14 protein-coding genes are annotated in these 17131 nt (G+C 64.0%); 4 read left to right on the top strand and 10 right to left on the bottom strand.

Translation table 11 applies throughout. The features are described from left to right. Positions 1 to 388: 388 nt before the first annotated feature. Positions 389 to 2122 (bottom strand): ABC transporter ATP-binding protein, encoded by a 1734-nt coding sequence (locus tag Q7S96_03800; protein ID MDO8463364.1) that lies wholly within the window; start codon positions 2120 to 2122, stop codon positions 389 to 391. Positions 2123 to 2194: 72 nt separating this feature from the next. Further along, positions 2195 to 2341 carry a hypothetical protein gene (locus Q7S96_03795; protein ID MDO8463363.1) on the bottom strand — a complete coding sequence of 49 codons (147 nt, stop codon included), beginning with the start codon at positions 2339 to 2341 and terminating at the stop codon, positions 2195 to 2197. 180 nt (positions 2342 to 2521) lie between these two features. On the opposite strand from Q7S96_03795, the gene Q7S96_03790 reads away from it, so the two are divergent. The 3 genes from Q7S96_03790 to Q7S96_03780 all read left to right on the top strand — a co-directional run bounded on the left by Q7S96_03790 (position 2522) and on the right by Q7S96_03780 (position 6004). After that, positions 2522 to 3037 carry a hypothetical protein gene (locus Q7S96_03790; protein ID MDO8463362.1) on the top strand — a complete coding sequence of 172 codons (516 nt, stop codon included), beginning with the start codon at positions 2522 to 2524 and terminating at the stop codon, positions 3035 to 3037. A 177-nt stretch (positions 3038 to 3214) separates the two neighbouring features. Next, on the top strand, positions 3215 to 4354 hold the full coding sequence (locus Q7S96_03785; GenBank protein MDO8463361.1) for a hypothetical protein: 1140 nt from the start codon (positions 3215 to 3217) through the stop codon (positions 4352 to 4354). Between the two features lie 69 nt (positions 4355 to 4423). Then, positions 4424 to 6004: a YifB family Mg chelatase-like AAA ATPase gene (locus Q7S96_03780; GenBank protein ID MDO8463360.1), complete on the top strand. Its 1581-nt coding sequence runs from the start codon at positions 4424 to 4426 to the stop codon at positions 6002 to 6004. A 59-nt stretch (positions 6005 to 6063) separates the two neighbouring features. Here the strand turns inward: Q7S96_03780 and Q7S96_03775 are convergent, their stop codons facing one another. The 7 genes from Q7S96_03775 to Q7S96_03745 form a co-directional block, all read right to left on the bottom strand. After that, entirely contained in the window at positions 6064 to 7845 is a 1782-nt protein-coding gene (locus Q7S96_03775; GenBank protein ID MDO8463359.1) for an ATP-binding protein, read from the bottom strand. A 70-nt stretch (positions 7846 to 7915) separates the two neighbouring features. Further along, entirely contained in the window at positions 7916 to 8932 is a 1017-nt protein-coding gene (locus Q7S96_03770) for a hypothetical protein (GenBank protein ID MDO8463358.1), read from the bottom strand. A 168-nt stretch (positions 8933 to 9100) separates the two neighbouring features. After that, positions 9101 to 9940, bottom strand: coding sequence for an ATP-binding cassette domain-containing protein (locus Q7S96_03765; protein ID MDO8463357.1), 840 nt, complete (start codon positions 9938 to 9940; stop codon positions 9101 to 9103). A gap of 2 nt (positions 9941 to 9942) precedes the next feature. Next, positions 9943 to 10740, bottom strand: a complete 798-nt coding sequence (locus Q7S96_03760; protein MDO8463356.1) for a nitrate ABC transporter permease — start codon at positions 10738 to 10740, stop codon at positions 9943 to 9945. A 143-nt stretch (positions 10741 to 10883) separates the two neighbouring features. Then, the gene (locus Q7S96_03755) at positions 10884 to 12746 is read right to left on the bottom strand and encodes an OmpA family protein (protein MDO8463355.1); all 1863 of its coding nucleotides are present in this window, start codon (positions 12744 to 12746) and stop codon (positions 10884 to 10886) included. Positions 12747 to 12801: 55 nt separating this feature from the next. Next, positions 12802 to 13554 carry a hypothetical protein gene (locus tag Q7S96_03750; GenBank protein ID MDO8463354.1) on the bottom strand — a complete coding sequence of 251 codons (753 nt, stop codon included), beginning with the start codon at positions 13552 to 13554 and terminating at the stop codon, positions 12802 to 12804. A 31-nt stretch (positions 13555 to 13585) separates the two neighbouring features. Next, on the bottom strand, positions 13586 to 14290 hold the full coding sequence (locus tag Q7S96_03745) for a hypothetical protein (protein MDO8463353.1): 705 nt from the start codon (positions 14288 to 14290) through the stop codon (positions 13586 to 13588). A 241-nt stretch (positions 14291 to 14531) separates the two neighbouring features. Between Q7S96_03745 and Q7S96_03740 the strand changes: the two genes are divergently transcribed. After that, positions 14532 to 15830: a hypothetical protein gene (locus Q7S96_03740; protein MDO8463352.1), complete on the top strand. Its 1299-nt coding sequence runs from the start codon at positions 14532 to 14534 to the stop codon at positions 15828 to 15830. 221 nt (positions 15831 to 16051) lie between these two features. On the opposite strand, the gene Q7S96_03735 is transcribed toward Q7S96_03740, so the two are convergent. Further along, a complete protein-coding gene (locus Q7S96_03735; GenBank protein ID MDO8463351.1) occupies positions 16052 to 16891 on the bottom strand; it encodes a hypothetical protein in 840 nt (279 codons plus the stop codon). Positions 16892 to 17131 lie beyond the last annotated feature (240 nt).

The following is a 17131-nucleotide window of genomic DNA, read 5'->3' as shown; positions in this document are numbered from 1 at the left end:
ACCGTGCAATCGCGCGGTGGCCGGCGCGGTGGCCGCGCATATGTGCGACAACGCGCGCGAGCTCGCGGGCGTTCACCGGATCGTTCGGATCGGTGATGATCTCCTGCTTCTGCGGAGGCATGGGAGCTCCTTTCTGGGATGTTGCAGCGTGTTGCTGTATTGTGCAATGAACGGTCAGAATCATCCTGACCATGTACCGTACCGTATGAACAAATCGCTGTCAAGCAAATACCGCTAGCTGACGATGCAACGATGCAGAGAGCACGCCAATGCCGATGATGGCGATGATGAGGAGTTCCATAGTGCGTCCATTCTAGCGCGCTGCGGTGCGCAACGCGAATAGGAAAACCCGATCCGTGTGACGGATCGGGTTCGCGGCCTCGCGTGCCTACGCTCCGGTGTGCTGGAGCGCAACGAGGCGGTGGTAGAGGCCGTTCTTCCGCTGGAGCTGAGCGTGGGAACCGACTTCGGCGAGCGTTCCGTCCTGGATGACGAAGATGCGGTCGGCATGGCGGATGGTCGAGAGGCGGTGCGCGATGATGATGATCGTCGTCGTTCCCTTGAGGCGAACGAGTGACTCCTGGACAACGCGCTCGTTCTCCACGTCGAGCGCGGACGTCGCCTCATCAAAGATGAGGATCTTCGGCTTGCCGACGATCGCGCGGGCGATGCACATACGCTGGCGCTGGCCGCCCGAGAGGTGCACGCCCTGCTCGCCCACCTCGGTCTCGTACTGCTTGGTGAGCTGCAGGATGAACTCGTGCGCGCCGGCGAGGAGCGCCGCCTCCCGCACCTCGGCATCCGTCGCATCCGGTTTCCCGAAGCGGATGTTCTCGGCGACGGTCATGCTGAAGACCTGGCCCTCCTGCGGGACGTAGCCGATCTGAGAACGGACGTGCTTGCGATCGAGTGCGCGGAGGTTATGTCCATCCATGAGGACGCTGCCATCCGTCACATCGTGGTGACGGAGGATGAGCTGGACGATCGTGGACTTTCCAGCACCGGAAGGCCCAACGAACGCCACGGTCTCGCCTGGCGTGATCGCGAACGAGAGATCGTGGAGTGCGTGGTGCAGCGCATCGGGGTACGCGAACCCGACGTGGTCGAACGTGACAGTGCCGGTGAGCGACGCGCGTGCGGCGTCCGTGGCATCGGTGATGTCCGGTGCCGTCGCGAGGAACTCCGCGTACCGCGCGATGCCCTCGTACGCATCGGCCACGCGGCCGAAGAGGTGGATCCCGTTGAAGAGCGACTTGTACGCGAGCTGCGCGTACGTCACGAGGAGCACGACATCGCCGATCGTGAGCGCGCCGCCGTACGCGCGCCACGTCGCAACCGCGAGCACGAGCGTCTGGCCGACGATCGTCCCGATGAACGACCGCGCGAGCGCGTAGCGCGTCTCCTCCCGAATCTGCTTGCGGCTGAGCGCGACGATGCGCTCCTGAATGTCGCGGTAGCGTGTGAGGACGGTATCCTCGCGCGCGAACGACTGCACGATGCGCATGTTCCAGATCGCCTCGGTGAAGATCGCCCACGACCGCTCGTAGAGTCCGTAGCGTTCGCTCCGCCACGCGTAGACCGTTCGCTGCTGACGGTACGCGAGCCAGAAGATCGGCGGGATGGATGCGGCGAAGATCGCCGCGATGCGCCAGTCCACCCAACACATCGCGCCCACGGAGAGGACAACCGAACACAGCGTGGGGAGCGTCTGCCAGGTGACATCGTGGAGGAGCATGATGAGCTTCTCGCAGCCGCGATCAATGCGCGAGACCGTCGTTCCGGCCTGCTCGCGTTCGTGGTACGTCATCGGGAGCATGAGCGCGTGGCGCGTTCCCTGCACATGCGTCGCCCCATCGCGATCGAAGAGGAAGCGCAGCATGAGCCGCTCGATGACGAGATCGAGCTGCGAGATCACGAACAGCGTCGCCATCGTTCCAAGGATGATCCCGTGGAGCGCGGAGATGGCCTGGCCTCCCGATGCGACGTGCGTATCAATGAACACCTTCGTGAGATAGGGAATCGCGAGCTTGATCGTCTCGTACCCGCACGCTGCCGCGGCGATGCCGATGATCATCCGTTGCTGCGCCTCGATGAGCTTCCAGACAGTGGCGATAAATCGCACAGTGCTCTCCTTGTTGTCAAAGAACCAAAACGCCCCGCCACATGCGTGGCAGGGCGCTCCATTCGTGCGATGCTACGCCGTTTCCGGCGAACACGAACCGAACACTCCGCCACCCATCCACGCTGCATACGCGCAGCCACAACCACGCATCGCCGTCACCGACACGCGAGTGCGCGCCGCGGCCATGCCGAGCTTCCGATAGGTGATGATGTTCTGCATACGTATTGACATTGCCGCTGCTTGTTCGCAGCATTTCCTACTGTAGCACAGGGATTTTTTCCTGTCAAACGACTTGGCTTGACAGAACCATTTTCCTGTGCTATCGTTCTGGTAGTTCGTTTTCAAGTTTTCCAACAGTCCCGCGATACTGCGGGATGCCATAGGAGAAGGGAGTACTGCATGAAACGATGGATGTTCCCGCTACTCGCACTCGCCGCAGGTGCGACGGGATGTGCTGCGCATCGCCACGAACCATTCGATATGCTTGCCACGAACCTCGCGACTACACTGGGTGTCCCATCCGACATGGTAGCGCGTACCCTCGAAGAGTGTCGGGTGGCCAATGGCGCACCTGCGTCTCCAACATCACCCGCAGAGACCATCGCGCTCATCGAGTCGCACAAGCACTGCATTCGACAACACGTCGGCACAACCAACCAGCCGCTCGCGCTCGAGCAACTCCTCCATGCGGTCGCAAACCATGCGGGCATCGAGCCATCGTATGTAACCGCACTCGCGCAGGAGGTTGTTGAGGCCCACCTCGCGTACCGCGCAACCCTCTACGATGGTGGGTCCCAAGACGCCATCATCGTGCAGGACGCGCTGCGGGACATGATCCTCCTGAAAATGGAGCAAATTCGCCTCCACTACGCCCTCCCGCACCCCGCGCCGCCGAACGAGGTACACGACCTCTAGTCGCCGCGCCGCAGACCGCGCCACGAAACGAGCGGCCCACCACCACGGTGGGCCGCTTGACATGTGGCGGGCGGTACGGGTACGATTGCGATGCTCTTTCACAGTCGCATTCCGCCGCCTCGGTGCAATGATGCACCTCCAGCGGTGTGCGAGCGACTCTCGGAGCGAGGAGGCAGCATGAGCAAGCATGAGCAACCGACACTCCCGCAGGTCCAGTGGCTCTTGGAGCGGGCGAACGCAAAGGAGGACCCCATCACGCGTGAGGATGTCCAGCGGTTTGGACGGCACCCGCACGGGCCGATCCTGCCGGACACGTTCGTGCGGGGCAAGCGCCTGCCCGAGCGCTACGGAACGTGGCACAACGGCGAGCAGATGTCACCGCAGCGCGAGCCGTATGCGTATGACCTCGCGGTTGCACCGTCCGGCGAGCTCTGGGTCGCCACGGTCATCGAGGGTGATGCCGTGCTCGTGAACCACGGTGCTCCCCACTTCGAAGACGTGGCGAGCACCGTCTGGCTCGGCGACGCGTTCGATGACGAAACCGCATGCTACCTCGCACCACGAATCGTAGGGTTCAAGCCGGATGGCGTTCCGGTGAGCGTCATCGAATCCGTCATCCCCGACACGAGCCATGCGTACCCGTCCAAAACGCTCCTCTTCGTCGCAGAGAAGCGCGTGCTCGAGGGCGCGTTCCCCAAGCAACGCCTCAAGCGGGTGTACCTTTCGCCACAGGGACACATCATCACGATGACCGAGGTTGGTGGAGCGATATGCGTGTACCGGGACGGCGTCGAGTGCTGCCGAGACACCGAGGACTACAGCGGTGCATGGGTGTTCGATGACAATGTGCTGGTCATCACGCCGTTCGGGGAGGGATCGCTTTTCCGGATGTTGTTCAACGAACGTCGCTACCTCATCGTAGCGTCGCGGATCCGCTACGAGCCGTCGCGGCAAATCGTCAACGTGCGCGGGAAGACCGACGACTTCACCTGCACGATCGTCACCAAGCAGCGCGGCGAACGATGCGGAGTCGTGACGCACGAACGCTACACGCTCGGATCTCACGCACCGGAGAGAATCAGCGTGCGTGCGCTCGGGACCGCTGCGTACGTCGGCCACGAAACCGAGCTCCCGAACGGACAGTGGTGCTACGTGGGGATGACCGCGCGTGACAATCTCCAGTGCATGGTCGTCGAAGGATTTTCGGGTCCCGGCTTCGACCGCGTGAGCAACGCGTTCATTGACAACGGCAAGCCGTACTACTACGGCATCATCGGACGGCACCTCTGCCTCATGGAGATTCCGCAACCCGCATGAGTCCGCGTCAGCGAGCGGCCCACCCTTCCGGTGGGCCGCTCTTCATTTTCCATGCTACGATGAAGCACTATGGCAACCGCGCGTGTGCTCTCGGCGACGGTCGTTGGTCTTGATGGCGTACCAGTGGAAGTGGAGGCCGATGTGGGGCCCGGGCTCCCGCAGTGTATGATCGTCGGGCTGCCGGATGCGGCGGTGCGGGAATCGCGCGATCGGGTGCGCGCGGCGATCCGCAACTGCAAAGTGTCGTTCCCGCGCACGCGCGTGACCATCAACCTCGCGCCGGCCGACCTCAAGAAGGAGGGGCCCGCATTTGATCTCCCCATCGCCGCAGCGATCATGCTCGCGAGCGGGCGCGTGGAATTTGAACGCGAGGACGGCGAGACGGGTGCGAGCTACGACGTGCCACCGCTCCGCGAGCGGACGCTCTTCATCGGCGAGCTCGCGCTCGACGGCTCGCTGCGTCCCGTCACGGGCATACTCGCCATTGCGCTCGCGGCACGCCGCCTCGGCATCGAGACGATTGTCCTGCCGCTGGGCAACGCGGAGGAAGCGGCGGCGATCTCCGGCCTACGGCTCCTCGCGGCCGAGCACCTCACGCAGGTTATCCCGCACATCCTCGGCCAGGAGCAGCTGCCCGTGTACGTGCGGAGCACGCCGCCACCGCACGCCGATGCCGACGAGCTCCAGCAGAACGACTTCGCGTACATCCACGGATTGCACAGCGCCAAGCGCACACTCGAGATCGCCGCGGCGGGCGGACACAACCTCCTCTTCATCGGTCCGCCGGGGACGGGGAAGTCCCTGCTCGCGAAAGCCGTCCCCACCATCCTGCCACCGATGTCCGAGGACGAGGCACTCGCCGTCACCATGGCGCACTCGGTCGTTGGTCTCACGCCGTCGCGCGGTGGCCTCATGGCCGAGCGGCCGTTCCGCAGCCCGCACCACTCGGCGTCGGATGTCGCGATCATCGGCGGTGGCGCACACCCGAAGCCCGGCGAGGTGACGCTCGCGCACCACGGCGTCCTCTTCCTCGATGAGTTCCCGGAGTTCAAGCGCGGCGTCCTCGAGGCGCTGCGCCAGCCACTGGAAGACGGCGTGGTGACGGTCTCGCGCGCGGCCGGATCGTGCACGTTCCCCGCACAGTTCATGCTCATCGCGGCGCAGAACCCGTGCCCGTGCGGATTCTGGCGCGACAGCCAGCAGCAGTGTATCTGCGCGCCGTCCCAAGTCCTCCGCTACCAGCAGCGGGTCTCCGGCCCCATGCTCGATCGCATTGACCTCGTCGTCCCCGTCCCGCGCCAGCCGTCCGAGGTGCTCCTCACCGCGCCGCAGGAAGAACCTTCCTCCGCGGTGCGCGGCCGCGTCTGCGCCGCGCGCGATCGCCAGCGCGCACGCGGCGAGGCGCTCGGCATCGCCACGCTCAACGCGCGCCTCTCCGCGCACGAGCTCCGCGCGGTCGCCGTCATCAACGGTGAAGCGCGCACCACCCTCCTGCGCGCCGCCGACCGCTACCACCTCTCCTCCCGCGCCACCCTCCGCACGCTCCGCGTCGCCCGCACCATCGCCGACCTCGCCGGTGCGCCCGACATCACCACTACCCACATCTCCGAAGCCCTCTCCTACCGCCCAAAAGAACAACAGCCGGCGTGAGACACGCAATGGAAAGCCCCCGACACCGTGAGGTGTCGGGGGTTCTTGTTCCTGTCGTTTCAGTTCACATCACACACCCGACGGAGCTCCTCGATGGTGCGCTGGAGTCCAGCGATACCGTCGCGCTTCACCGGATCGAGGTAATGCTGCGGAACAAGGTCCGCATTGTCGGTCTCGATCGCCTCCGCGATCGCGATGAGGCGCTGGAGCTCGTACGCGCGGGGTTCCGCATCGAAAAGCGTATCCTTCCGCACGACGGCATGCAGGTTGGGCGAGGTGATGGGCCAGGTTTCTTCTTCTCGTGCGAGCCGCTTTGCGCGCTGGAGCGCACGAGCGATTTGCGCTCCGGTCTTCCCGATGAAACGCTTGAGGAGCTGGTCCGGGAAGTTGGGGAGGAATCCATCAGCGAACTCGTACCCCTGGTTCCGCGTGAGGAGCGCGACCTGGACTCTGAGGATCTCCATGATGCGCGCAGGTTCGGTCTCCGGGAAGAGCGGGATCATGCGCTCGGCGCGTCCCGGCCGCTTCACGTCCGGCACGAGCTTGTCGGGCCGACACGTGTCGAGCAGCCAGAGGATCTTCCCACGGTACGCGGGATCGCCCATGAGCTTGAGCTGCTCGACGAGGACAAGCTTCGAAACCTCATGGACGTTCTGCCCCGTTCGCTGCCCAAGCGCGGCATCGGCCTCCTGGACGATGACGATGATCTGACCGGCGGAGGTGAGCGCGGTGGCGATCCGTCCCCACGCTTTCTCCGATTCACCGTAGCCGGAGGACTTGAAGGGCTTGAGCACCGCCACCGTGACGCCGGCCGTTCCGGCAAATCCCGTGAGGAGGTGCGTCTTGCCCACGCCGTTCTGCCCACCCACGATGATGCCGGAGGGGATGTCGCGGTCACCGCGCGCGAGCGCGGCGGCGAGCGTGCGAAGCTCGGCAACGGCGAGTGCGTGCCCGCCCACATCGTCGAGCGTCCAGCGCGGCTCGATGAACTCGAGGAGGTCGCCGTAGTCGCGCCGAATGAGCTCTGCGCGTCGCTGTTCGAGGACGGCACTCGTGAGTGGCTGCGCTTGCGCCGCACACTCGACGGCGATGGTCTCCACCTGTCGTCGCGTGAGTCCCACGGCGAGACGCGCGGTACGCCGCCCATCGGCACCGTCGGCGAACACGACGTTGCGCCTCGCCATGGTCTCCGCGAGGAACGCGGTAATCGTCTCCTCGTTCGGGCGACTGAGCTCCAGCGTCACTGCCACCTCACGGAGCTCCGGGTGGAGGTCGGTGAGCGAATCGGTGACGAGCACGAGGAGCGTGTTCGTGTCATCGTATGCCGGCTCGATCGCAAACCGCCGCAACCGCGCGAGGAGCGCGCGATCCTCCTGCTGGAGAAAGTGCGTCGGTGCGTTGGGGAAGGTGAGCTGTGCTTCGGTGACGATCACGCGGAGTGGAATGGGAACCTTGCGCATCCCATCACCATATCCGATCTTCTCGCGGCCCTGGCAGACCTCGTCCAGGAGTCCGAAGAACTCCACGGGCTTCCGCGCCGCGACGAAGCGATTGATCTCCGCGCCAAGGATGCCCATCATCCGCGCCACCCCGTCGGCCTCCGAGTTCATGAACCGCGTGCCATGCCCCACGCCGTAGTGCATCCAGATGCGCGACGCGCGCTGCGCCAAATCACTCGAGAGGTGGGCGTAGAGTGCATCCGGCAGCGTGCGGAGCGCCACCCGCTCCTCCCCCGTGAGACCCGGGAACAGGTCTCGGGTATTCCCGTGGAGGATGAACAGGCGCTCTCGCCCGCCCGCGTAACGCCGGGCAATCGTCTCAAAACAGGTGCTATGGTCCACAGCTACCTCCTACACTCATGGCGTGTGAAGCGGGCCTCGACGCGGTATGCGCCGAGGCCCGTGGTACTCCTCAAGTGGTCGTGGTGACCATGAGGTCAATGTCGGACAGCGCACCGTCCATGAGCGGCGTCATCGCCTCCACGAACCGCTCGGTATCCTCGACATCCGTCGCGAGCGCTTCCATGCACTGCACGACTTCCTCTGCCTGGTACTGCGTCGCCGAGACCCTCGTGAGGATGAGATCAAACCCATCCGGAAACGCCTCGAGCTGCGCGGTGACGCGACGATCATGCTCGCGGCACTGCTGCAGGATGCTGAGCCGATTCTCCAGCAACCGCGCGTGCGAAAGGCGATGCGCTGCAGTTGCGGGCTCATCCTGGGCGAGCTGTTGGAGATTGGTGATCTGTCGCTCAATGGTACCAATGAGGTGATTGCCATCGAGCGAACCCTGACGACGATGACGCTCCACGGGATCGCGGTGCACCGTGTCCTCTCCTTCCGAAGACACGACGAGAGCACCAACGACGCGCCGCATAAACGACAGACGCACCGGCGGCACCGGAGCATCTTCCACGAGGTCGAGACGCTCGCCGGTGAGGTTCTGCAAGTACCCGATCCGCGACCACACGAACTTGAGGTACTTGGTGAGCATGTCGTCGAGCCGCCGGAGCATCGTATCCTCGGCGTCTCGCACGATTTCGGACCGGTCGTTCGCGATGCGTGCCACGCGATCGCGGATGTTCACGAGCTTCGTGTACTGGTTGAGGTAGTGCGGGATCGCACTGCTCCACACCCAGCCCGCGAACGGTTCCTGCTCCATCGTCGCCGTGATGCGCCGGTGAAGCACATCGCGCTCGCGGCTACGCGCGGCGAGCCGCTCGGCCTGTTCATCCTTGAGGATGTCTGTGATGTACCGCCGGTTTGCGGTTGCATGGATCATCCATGCGCTCGACCCCAACCCCCAGAGGATGAGGGGAAGCGGACCGAGGACAATACTGCAAAAACCTGCAATAACACCGCTCGCGATGTTCCCGGGCGCGTTGAACGCCCGCACCGCGTTCTCCTTTGCGAGGGACTTCCCATCCATGGGCACTCCTTCCTCGCCCCTGATGTCGGAGCGGACTTATCCTGATTGTGAAGGAAGTATGAAGCCACTTCGGCTCCCGTCCGCGCCGCGCTTGGAGGAGCGGTGCGGCGCGGGCGGGAGGTGGAGTGGTGGAGCGGGGCCCGATGCGTATCGGACCCCGCTCGCCTGCTAGAGATTGCTGAAGCGTTTCCGGAGCGTACGGGCGCACTCGTCAAGGCCGGGGGAATCCCACGTGGGGCTCTGCCACCAGGCGAGGCCGAGAGGCACGAGATCAATGACCTCCTGGATCCTCGCGCCCGGGATGATCGCGCCGTGCTCATCGCGGTCGCGTCCCATGAACCAGATCGTATCCGCCGCGAGCACCGTGGCGTCCACATCGTGCGACACGACGATGACCGTGTTGAGCTCGTGCATTCCCGCGACCTCGAAGATGAGATCAACGACCGTCTGCACCTGGATGGGATCGAGCCCGGAGAACGGCTCGTCCATGACGATGAAATGCTCAGAGCACATGAGCTGCTGCGCGATGGCCACGCGCTGGCGCTGACCGCCGGAGAGCTGCGCGGGGTAGAACATCGCGCGGTCGGCCATGTGGAACCGCTCGAGGTAATGGTACGCACGCTGGGTCGCCTCGGCACGCGTATTGCCAGCTCGTCTGCCGGCAACGACGAGGTTGCTGAGGACGCGACGGCGCTCGAAGAGCGGGTAGTGCTGGAAGACGACGCCCACCATGCCGCGCTGCGCGGGCAGGAGCTCATGGCCGATGAACACCGCACCGGAGTCGGGACGGTTGAGGCCGGCGATGATCCGGAGGAGCTGCGTCTTCCCCACACCCGACGGCCCGAGGAGGCCGATGACCTGGCCGGTCACGTGCCCGGGTCGAACGACATCCCGCACCTCGCAGGTGAGATCACGGAGGATGCGCTTGTCACCGAACGCGAGGGAGATCCCCTCGGCACGAAAGATGACACCATTGTCCTTCCGATCATCCACGAAGTTCGTCGCCATGGTTACCTCCGTTCCAGGGTGAAGAATGCGTATGGGCACACGATGCGCTTCATGAATCCGAAGCAGGCATCCTGTCCCAACCCGATGGCGAGCAGCGTGAGCTGCACCGCGAAGATGGACGCGAGGTGGAAGTGCTTGTTCTGGTCGAGGAGCATGGCTCCCACGCCGCCCTGCGTCCGTGAGATGCCCTCCACCATCGGGAGCATCATCCATCCGATCGCCGCGTTCTGCCGCAGCGCGTCAATGGCGCGGTCCACCGTCCCGAGGACGACGACCTCCCACACGACACGCCACTCGGACATGCGCAGCGTGCGGGCGAGATCGAACCGGTCCCGCGCGATGTTCGCCACTTCGTCCGCCATGGTCGTCACGAGGAACACCGAAATCCCGCAGACGAGGAGCGCGAGCTTCAACGGCCGACCGGTCCCCACGAGAATCGTGAACAGGAACGGGAGCCCGATGAGCCCGAGGAATCGCCCCTTCGATACCGCCGCGACGATCGGCCGCAGGAGCGGGAGCACGGTCGCGTACGACACCCCGAACGAGAAGATGCTCGCGATGGCGATGGCCTCGATGTACAGCACGAAGCTCGTCCCGAGCTCGCGCGAGAGCCCCTGGTTCATCCAGAGTTCCGGAAACGCCGCGAACACGTCACCAGGCGTCGGCAGAACCTCGAAGGGTGAGTTCACCCACACGAGGAGCGCGGTCATCGTCCAGCCTATCGCGATAATCGCCATGACGCGCGATGAAACGACCCGATTGGGCAGGAATGCCTGCCCGAGCGTCCTCAATACTTGCATGTGCTCTCTCCTTTCTTGCTTCAGAGCAGTAGTGAAGGAACCGTGACGCACCATTGTGCATCTCCGAACATCGTTCTGGAGAACGGTGCTCGGAGATGTGCCCGACCATGAGGGTCGGGCACGGTACATGCTGGATTCGCTTGCTAGTTGGACGTGCCGATCACCACCTCGACGCGTCGGTTCTGCGCACGACCCTCGGGGGTCACGTTGGACGCCACGGGCCTGGTCTGGCCGTAGGCGACGACTTCGACGCGATTCTTGGGGAAGTTCACGGGGTCACGCTTCTCGAGCCAGTGCTTCACCGCGAACGCGCGCGCCTCCGACAGCGCGAAGTTCTGATCGGCGTTGCCCGTAGCATCGGTGTGCCCCTCAACCACGACCTTGGCCCTGCCGGCGATGACGAGATCGCTGGAGAGCTGCTGGAGATCCTGGAAGGCGCCATTCGAGAACGTCGCTTTGCCGGAATCGAAGCTGATGTTCCAGCTCCTCCGAGAGATGACCTGCTGTACCGAGGTATGCGCTGCGAACGTCGGCTGATCCGGTGCGGCCCGCGGAGCGCCGCGTGCGACGATGCGCTCGAGGAAACTCGTGTCCACGACGTGCTCGTACGGCTGGTAGCTCGGCACGAGGTTCGGGTACTGCTGAACCACGATGTTGCCGAACGTCTCGTACGTCGCGCGGTAGAGGGACGTGGACCCGGGCGCGCAGGACTGGAGGCCGAAGAGCTTGCAGTTGTCCGCGAGGTTATTCACGGAGCTGCCGCCGCGCTCGACCATGAGGCCTTGCTTGTCCGACTCGGTGACGCCCTTGAAGTACTTGTAGATGTACGCGGCGTCGGCGCCCTGCTCGTGGTACACGATGGCCGCGAGCGCCGAGGCCCGCCGCATCGCATCGTCCGAATCCCGCATCGTCTGGTTGGCATCGAACGATGCCTCGAGCATGCCGTCCACGAGCCGCGTGTGGTCGCGCATCCACTTGCGGATGCCGATGACCGCGTTGGGCATCTGGTAGTAGTACGTGTCCGTCGCGACGATGCGCACGAGGCCACCACGCTGGTCGGCCACGATGTTGTCGCCCGGCGTCCACGTGGCCACGCCGTCCGCGCACACCTTCCGCTCCTCGCCGGTCTTCTTGCCCTTGGACACGACCGGACGGGTCTCGCACGCATTGGCGACGTACTTGTTCGCCGCGTCGGTGTACGAATCCGCTGCCATCCAGTTGATGCAGTTCGGATCGTACGTCCGCTCGTCGGGGTTGTTGCAGATGCCGTTATCACCGGCAAACTTCATGCCGATGTCCCAATCACCGTCGCGGAGGTACGCCAGGATGACCGCGCCACGCATGTTCTGCGGATCCAAACGCCATGAGACCGGCCCCATGAGCGCGTCCTCGCCGCGCGAGTAGCCCAGCGAGCCCACGACCTGCGCGCGGTACTCGAGCCCGAGCTTCTCGAGCGTCGCGTTGACCTCGGTGAGAATGGCGGCGGTGCCGTCACCCATGAACGAGACGAACGCGTAGCCATCCCTCGGGTACTCCTCGCCACCTGCGTACGCCTGCGCGAACTTCACCAACCCGCTGAGCTGGTTGGGGACCTCATCCTCGCGGACGAGGGTCAGGTTCACGCCCTTCGCGCACATCGCGGAACCGCGGGCGGACTGTGGTCCACCGTTGGCCAGGATCATACCGTTGTGCGTGTTCCAGAACCACAGCCCCCAACGCACCTCCGGGAGGTCTCCGCACCCGGGCTGAAGCTCGCTCGGCGAGACCTGCGGGAACACCCCGAGATCCTGCTTGGCGGTCAGCCGCTGCGGCAGCGTCACGTCACCGCGATCCGGCAATGTCACCTTGAGCGGCACGCTCGACTCCGCCACATGCCTCTCCGGAAACCACGACGCGAGGCGATCGCCGATGCCGGGCCCGAACGCCCGGACACTGAAGAACGCGATGGAACCCAGCACACCGACGATGAGCAACCATGCAAACCACGACAGCTTCTTCCCCTTCATTCTACCCTCTCTTCCTTTTCTTGTTTTCGTTTTTTCTGTTGCGCTTTCGGTACAGCTAGACGGCCTTCCCACCCGGGTCGGGCAACGCGGACGCGGCCTCGGCCACACCCTGCTGACGCTGCATCTCAGCCACGAGACGATCGAACTCGCTCGCGGCAACCGCGTCGCCGGACTGCGCCTCGAGGTCCTCAAGCTGGCGCTCGATCGAGCCCCCCGCGATCTCATCCACGAGCTCCACGCGGCCAACCTGCTGGTCAATGGCGGCCTCCAGCTCGGCGATGGCCTGATCGTCACCCTCGACGCTCAAACCGGAGAGCAGATTCTGCATCTGCTCGCGCTGCTGCGCACTGCGGAGCCGCGCGATGTTCGTCTGCATACGCTGCGTGAGGTCCTTGATGCTGGCCTCGGACTTGCGCAGATCGCGCTTCACCTGCTCGGCACTCTGCTGGAGCCCACTGACGGTCGGGCGTTGCTCGTCCCGACGTTTCACGAGACCTTCCTTCTTCCTCGTGAGGAGCGCACCAACCTCCTTCATCGAGGTATCGCCACCTACTGCACGTTGTACGGCGACCTTGAGCTTCGCGTCGGTCTCTGCGAGCTCGCGCTCGATCTCATCGAGCACGCGCTGCTGGCTGATGAGGTTGCCCTTCACCATGCCGGCGGCTCGGAGCAACTTCTCGTGCATCTCACGCGCCTTCTGGATCTGACCTCGGTACGTTTCCTCCGGGAACGCGATCGCGGCGTCCGTAATCATCATGCTCACCACGCCACGCCAGATATTCCTGAACATCGAGAACAGCCGACCCATACCTACCTCCCTTTCCTTGTGGTCATCACACCTACTCGTTGACGGGTACACCCTGCGCCGTGAGGGCTTCCTGCAATGCCGACAGGCGGCGCTGCTCCTCCACGACGCGGGCAGCGAATCCTTGAACCGACGAAAGATCGCGCGCTTGCGCGTCGCTCGCCTCCTGCGCTTCCTGCGTGAACTTCTGCTCGAGCGCTTTGATTTGCGCGTTGAGCTTCTCGACCTCGGCGATGGTCTGAGTCCGTGCCTCATCGAGTTCCGCCTTGCGCTTGCTCTGCGCGTCGCTCACGTTACGCTGCTTCATCGCGACGAGCTTCGAGAGTGCCTCAGCGCGCTGCGCGAGTGTCTTCGTCACCGCAGGAACGTCCGCCGCGAGTGCCGCAACGGTCGCTTCCAGTGCAGCCGCGCGAACTTCGGGCACCTTGCCCGCGAGTCGTGCGTCTGCGGCGAGGAGCTTATCCGTCGCCTCATCGCCCACGGTCTTCGTGAGCGCGTAGAGCTCGCCGAACGGTGTGGTGAACACGTCGATCTCACGCCTGGGTACTCGCGTCTCCGGGCCGCCGATGACGCCGCTTTCCGCGGTGAGCGACTCGACATCAGACGGGTCTACGACTCCGCCGGATCCAAGTCCTGACATGTCCGGCTGTTCTTCCGCGTCTGAGGTGAACAGCAAGCTCCTGAGCGTATCGCCAAAACCACCGGGCCTCTTCTCCGGTTCTTTGTCATCTGCTGCCACGTCACACCTCCTCCGGGCACCTTGTCGTGCCCATTGCTAGCGAATCCAGTTGAGAATGAGCTCTCCACGGGGCATGCCCATAGAAAAAGCTCCCCCATAGAGCCCCTCAACGTAACATAACAGAGCGCACCTGTCAAGGCGGCACCTGAGACGATCTATTGCGCTCAACGAAGCAAAAATATCCAAACACATAAACCGTCTTAAACCCTGTTTCGATGAAACTGCGCTACGATGGTCTTCTATGCAGCTCGCCTTCATCCTCGGCCGTGAACCGCACCTCTCCATCGCGGAACTCTTTGCGGTGCTTGGTGACGATGCGGATTGGGGAAACGCGCAACTCTCCGGCGAGGCGCTCGTGCTCGACCTCCACCATCGCGGCGCATCGCCCGAAGCCGCAGCGGCCGTACTCATGGACCGCCTCGCCGGTGTGCAGAAGATCGCGACGGTGCTCGGACACATCACGCGCGATGCGGTGCGCGCCGACACCATCGCGCAGCACATCTCCGCAAGCGCACACCCAGACCAGCGCGTCCGCTACGGGTTCTCCGTCTACACCCTCGGCGGCGATGCGCGGGCTGTGGAACATGTGCGGAAGAACATCCGACAGAGCACAACGGACGTGAAGCAGCGACTGGAATCAGCCGGACGCAAAGTACGCCACGTCACCTCGCGCGACGCGACGCTCTCGACGGTGACGGTCGCCGAGCAGAAGCTCCTGCCGGAGAAGAACGGTGTCGAGCTTGCGTTCCTCGTCACGGACGACGGCATCGTGCTCACGCGCACGCTCGCCGTTCAGCCCTTCAAGGCCTGGAGCACGCGCGACTACGGTCGCCCACGCCGCGATGCGCGCTCCGGCATGCTCCCGCCAAAGCTCGCGCGGATGATGGTGAACATCGCGCTCGGCACGACGCGCCCGGATGCGGAAGGCGGTGCAACGCTCCTCGATCCCTTCTGCGGTTCCGGCACCATCCTCATGGAAGCGATGCTCCTCGGTATCCCGCGCATCATCGGCACCGACGTCAGCGCGGGCGCAGTAGCAGATACTCAGGAGAACGTGGAATGGGTCCGACGCGCCGCACGCGCGATTGCACAGTACCCCACGCAAACCGTCTCCGTAACGCCCTGCGACATCCACGGGCTCGTGCACTGCATGACCGAACCCATCACCACCATCGCCACCGAGCCCACCCTCGGCCCACCTCAGCCGCGCGCTGCGAGTACACGGCTGCCGGCCGAACTCTCCACCCTCTACCTCGACGCATTCCGACAGTTCGCGAAGGTACTCAAACCCGGTGCCCGCGTAGCGTTCGTGTTCCCGCAGGCCACCCACCTCCACGGTCTCAACCCGCAACCATTCTGCGCGGCAGTCACCGCGCTCGGCTTCACGCAGGAAAACCCGTTCCCACCGGCACTCCGCAACCATCCCGTGCTCAAGGGAAAGGAACACCTCCCGTACGCGCGCACCAACCAGCGCGTCGGCCGTCGCATCCTCCTCTTCACACGACAGCGCACGGACAAACAGCAAACAGAGCGCCGATAATCGGCGCTCTGTTTGCTTTCCTGCCCACCCATCTGTCATTGCGAGCGAAGTGAATCCTCACCCCCCTCCGTCATTTCGACCGAGCGAGTCCGCGAGGGAGCGGAGAAATCTCACACGCTCCATAGGTCGCATGTGATCTTTCGGTGCAAATACCTTCGGCCTCAATAGAAAACGGGGCACCGATAATCAGTGCTCCGTTTTCTATTCTTTCCAATGATCTCCTACATCCCTGCGGCCGTAGGACGGTTCACGTTCCGATTAGCACTCCCACCGCGACCGATGATGAATCGGAGCGACTGCTCCACATGATCCGCGAGCTCCTCGCCGCTTTTCATATTCGGCACACGCTTTGCGGTCGTCTCGATGGTATCCTGAATCATCTTGCGCGCAGCCGGACTCTCGAGGTGCCAGATACCCGCCTCATCCATGGCACCGGTCTCCTGGAGTGCCGCACGGATATCTGCATTGCGTGCGACCGCAAAAAGGCGATCGAGTGCAAAACTGCGGTACACCGGCGCGCCCTGCGGTGCCTGCTTGAGGAGCTCCATCGCGCGTTCTTTGGGAACGTACTCCTTCGCGGCGTCGGCAACTTTTGCGTCGAGCTCATGCCTGGTCTGCTCCGTCGCAGCCATCGCACCCCCAGCCGCGTTGCGCGCTTCCAGGCCGTAGCGGAGGAGTGCGAGTTTCGCCGACTCCACAATGAACCGCATGCCATCCGACTGCATGGCGAGTGCGCTGCCCTGGAGCACGCCCTTATCGGAGAGCCGCGTCTTGAGTGCCTCGTCACCACCATTGAACCGGAGGTGCAGGAGGCCCGCCACAACATTGGATGCCAGTGCGTCCACCTGCTTCTCCTTCAACATGGGACCCAGCGACTGCTCCGCGTATGTCTGCGTGAGCTGCTGCGTCCACGCATCAACCGTTTCCTCAATGTGCACGCGCAGCTGCTCCGGCGTGTGCGTCGCCGGAAGCTCCGCGGGCGCGGACGGCTCGCGAAACCGATCGGCCGCCCGCTCAGCATCTTCCTGTGGGCTCGGAATGGGATTGCGCTCAACGTTCATAGAATGGGGAATTACCAGTACTGCTTTAACAGTACACGATAGCCCAAAATGGTGCATCTGTCAAGCGCACCGCGCGCGGGAACGATATCGCACGGCACGGACAAAAGGACAAACACACAAGAAACCCCCCACCCTTTCAGAAGGGTGGGGGATCAAAGTATCAAAGTACAAATCTCATGGTTTGACTGGGTCCGAGGCGCGCGAACCCCAGCGATCGTCGGAGGCGCCGAGGATGGCAGC

The organism is bacterium, from assembly GCA_030647005.1.
GTDB lineage: Bacteria > Patescibacteriota > Patescibacteriia > JACPHY01 > JACPHY01 > JAUSKG01.
The sequence above is the reverse complement of the archived record's forward strand: the minus strand, read 5'-3'. Positions and strand labels throughout refer to the sequence as shown.

Coding starts and splice junctions, on each gene's coding strand:
- Q7S96_03795 (MDO8463363.1), bottom strand. CDS start 2,341: ATGCAGAACATCATCACCTATCGGAAGCTCGGCATGGCCGCGGCGCGC.
- Q7S96_03790 (MDO8463362.1), top strand. CDS start 2,522: ATGAAACGATGGATGTTCCCGCTACTCGCACTCGCCGCAGGTGCGACG.
- Q7S96_03785 (MDO8463361.1), top strand. CDS start 3,215: ATGAGCAAGCATGAGCAACCGACACTCCCGCAGGTCCAGTGGCTCTTG.
- Q7S96_03780 (MDO8463360.1), top strand. CDS start 4,424: ATGGCAACCGCGCGTGTGCTCTCGGCGACGGTCGTTGGTCTTGATGGC.
- Q7S96_03770 (MDO8463358.1), bottom strand. CDS start 8,932: ATGGATGGGAAGTCCCTCGCAAAGGAGAACGCGGTGCGGGCGTTCAAC.
- Q7S96_03765 (MDO8463357.1), bottom strand. CDS start 9,940: ATGGCGACGAACTTCGTGGATGATCGGAAGGACAATGGTGTCATCTTT.
- Q7S96_03760 (MDO8463356.1), bottom strand. CDS start 10,740: ATGCAAGTATTGAGGACGCTCGGGCAGGCATTCCTGCCCAATCGGGTC.
- Q7S96_03755 (MDO8463355.1), bottom strand. CDS start 12,746: ATGAAGGGGAAGAAGCTGTCGTGGTTTGCATGGTTGCTCATCGTCGGT.
- Q7S96_03750 (MDO8463354.1), bottom strand. CDS start 13,554: ATGGGTCGGCTGTTCTCGATGTTCAGGAATATCTGGCGTGGCGTGGTG.
- Q7S96_03740 (MDO8463352.1), top strand. CDS start 14,532: ATGCAGCTCGCCTTCATCCTCGGCCGTGAACCGCACCTCTCCATCGCG.
- Q7S96_03735 (MDO8463351.1), bottom strand. CDS start 16,891: ATGAACGTTGAGCGCAATCCCATTCCGAGCCCACAGGAAGATGCTGAG.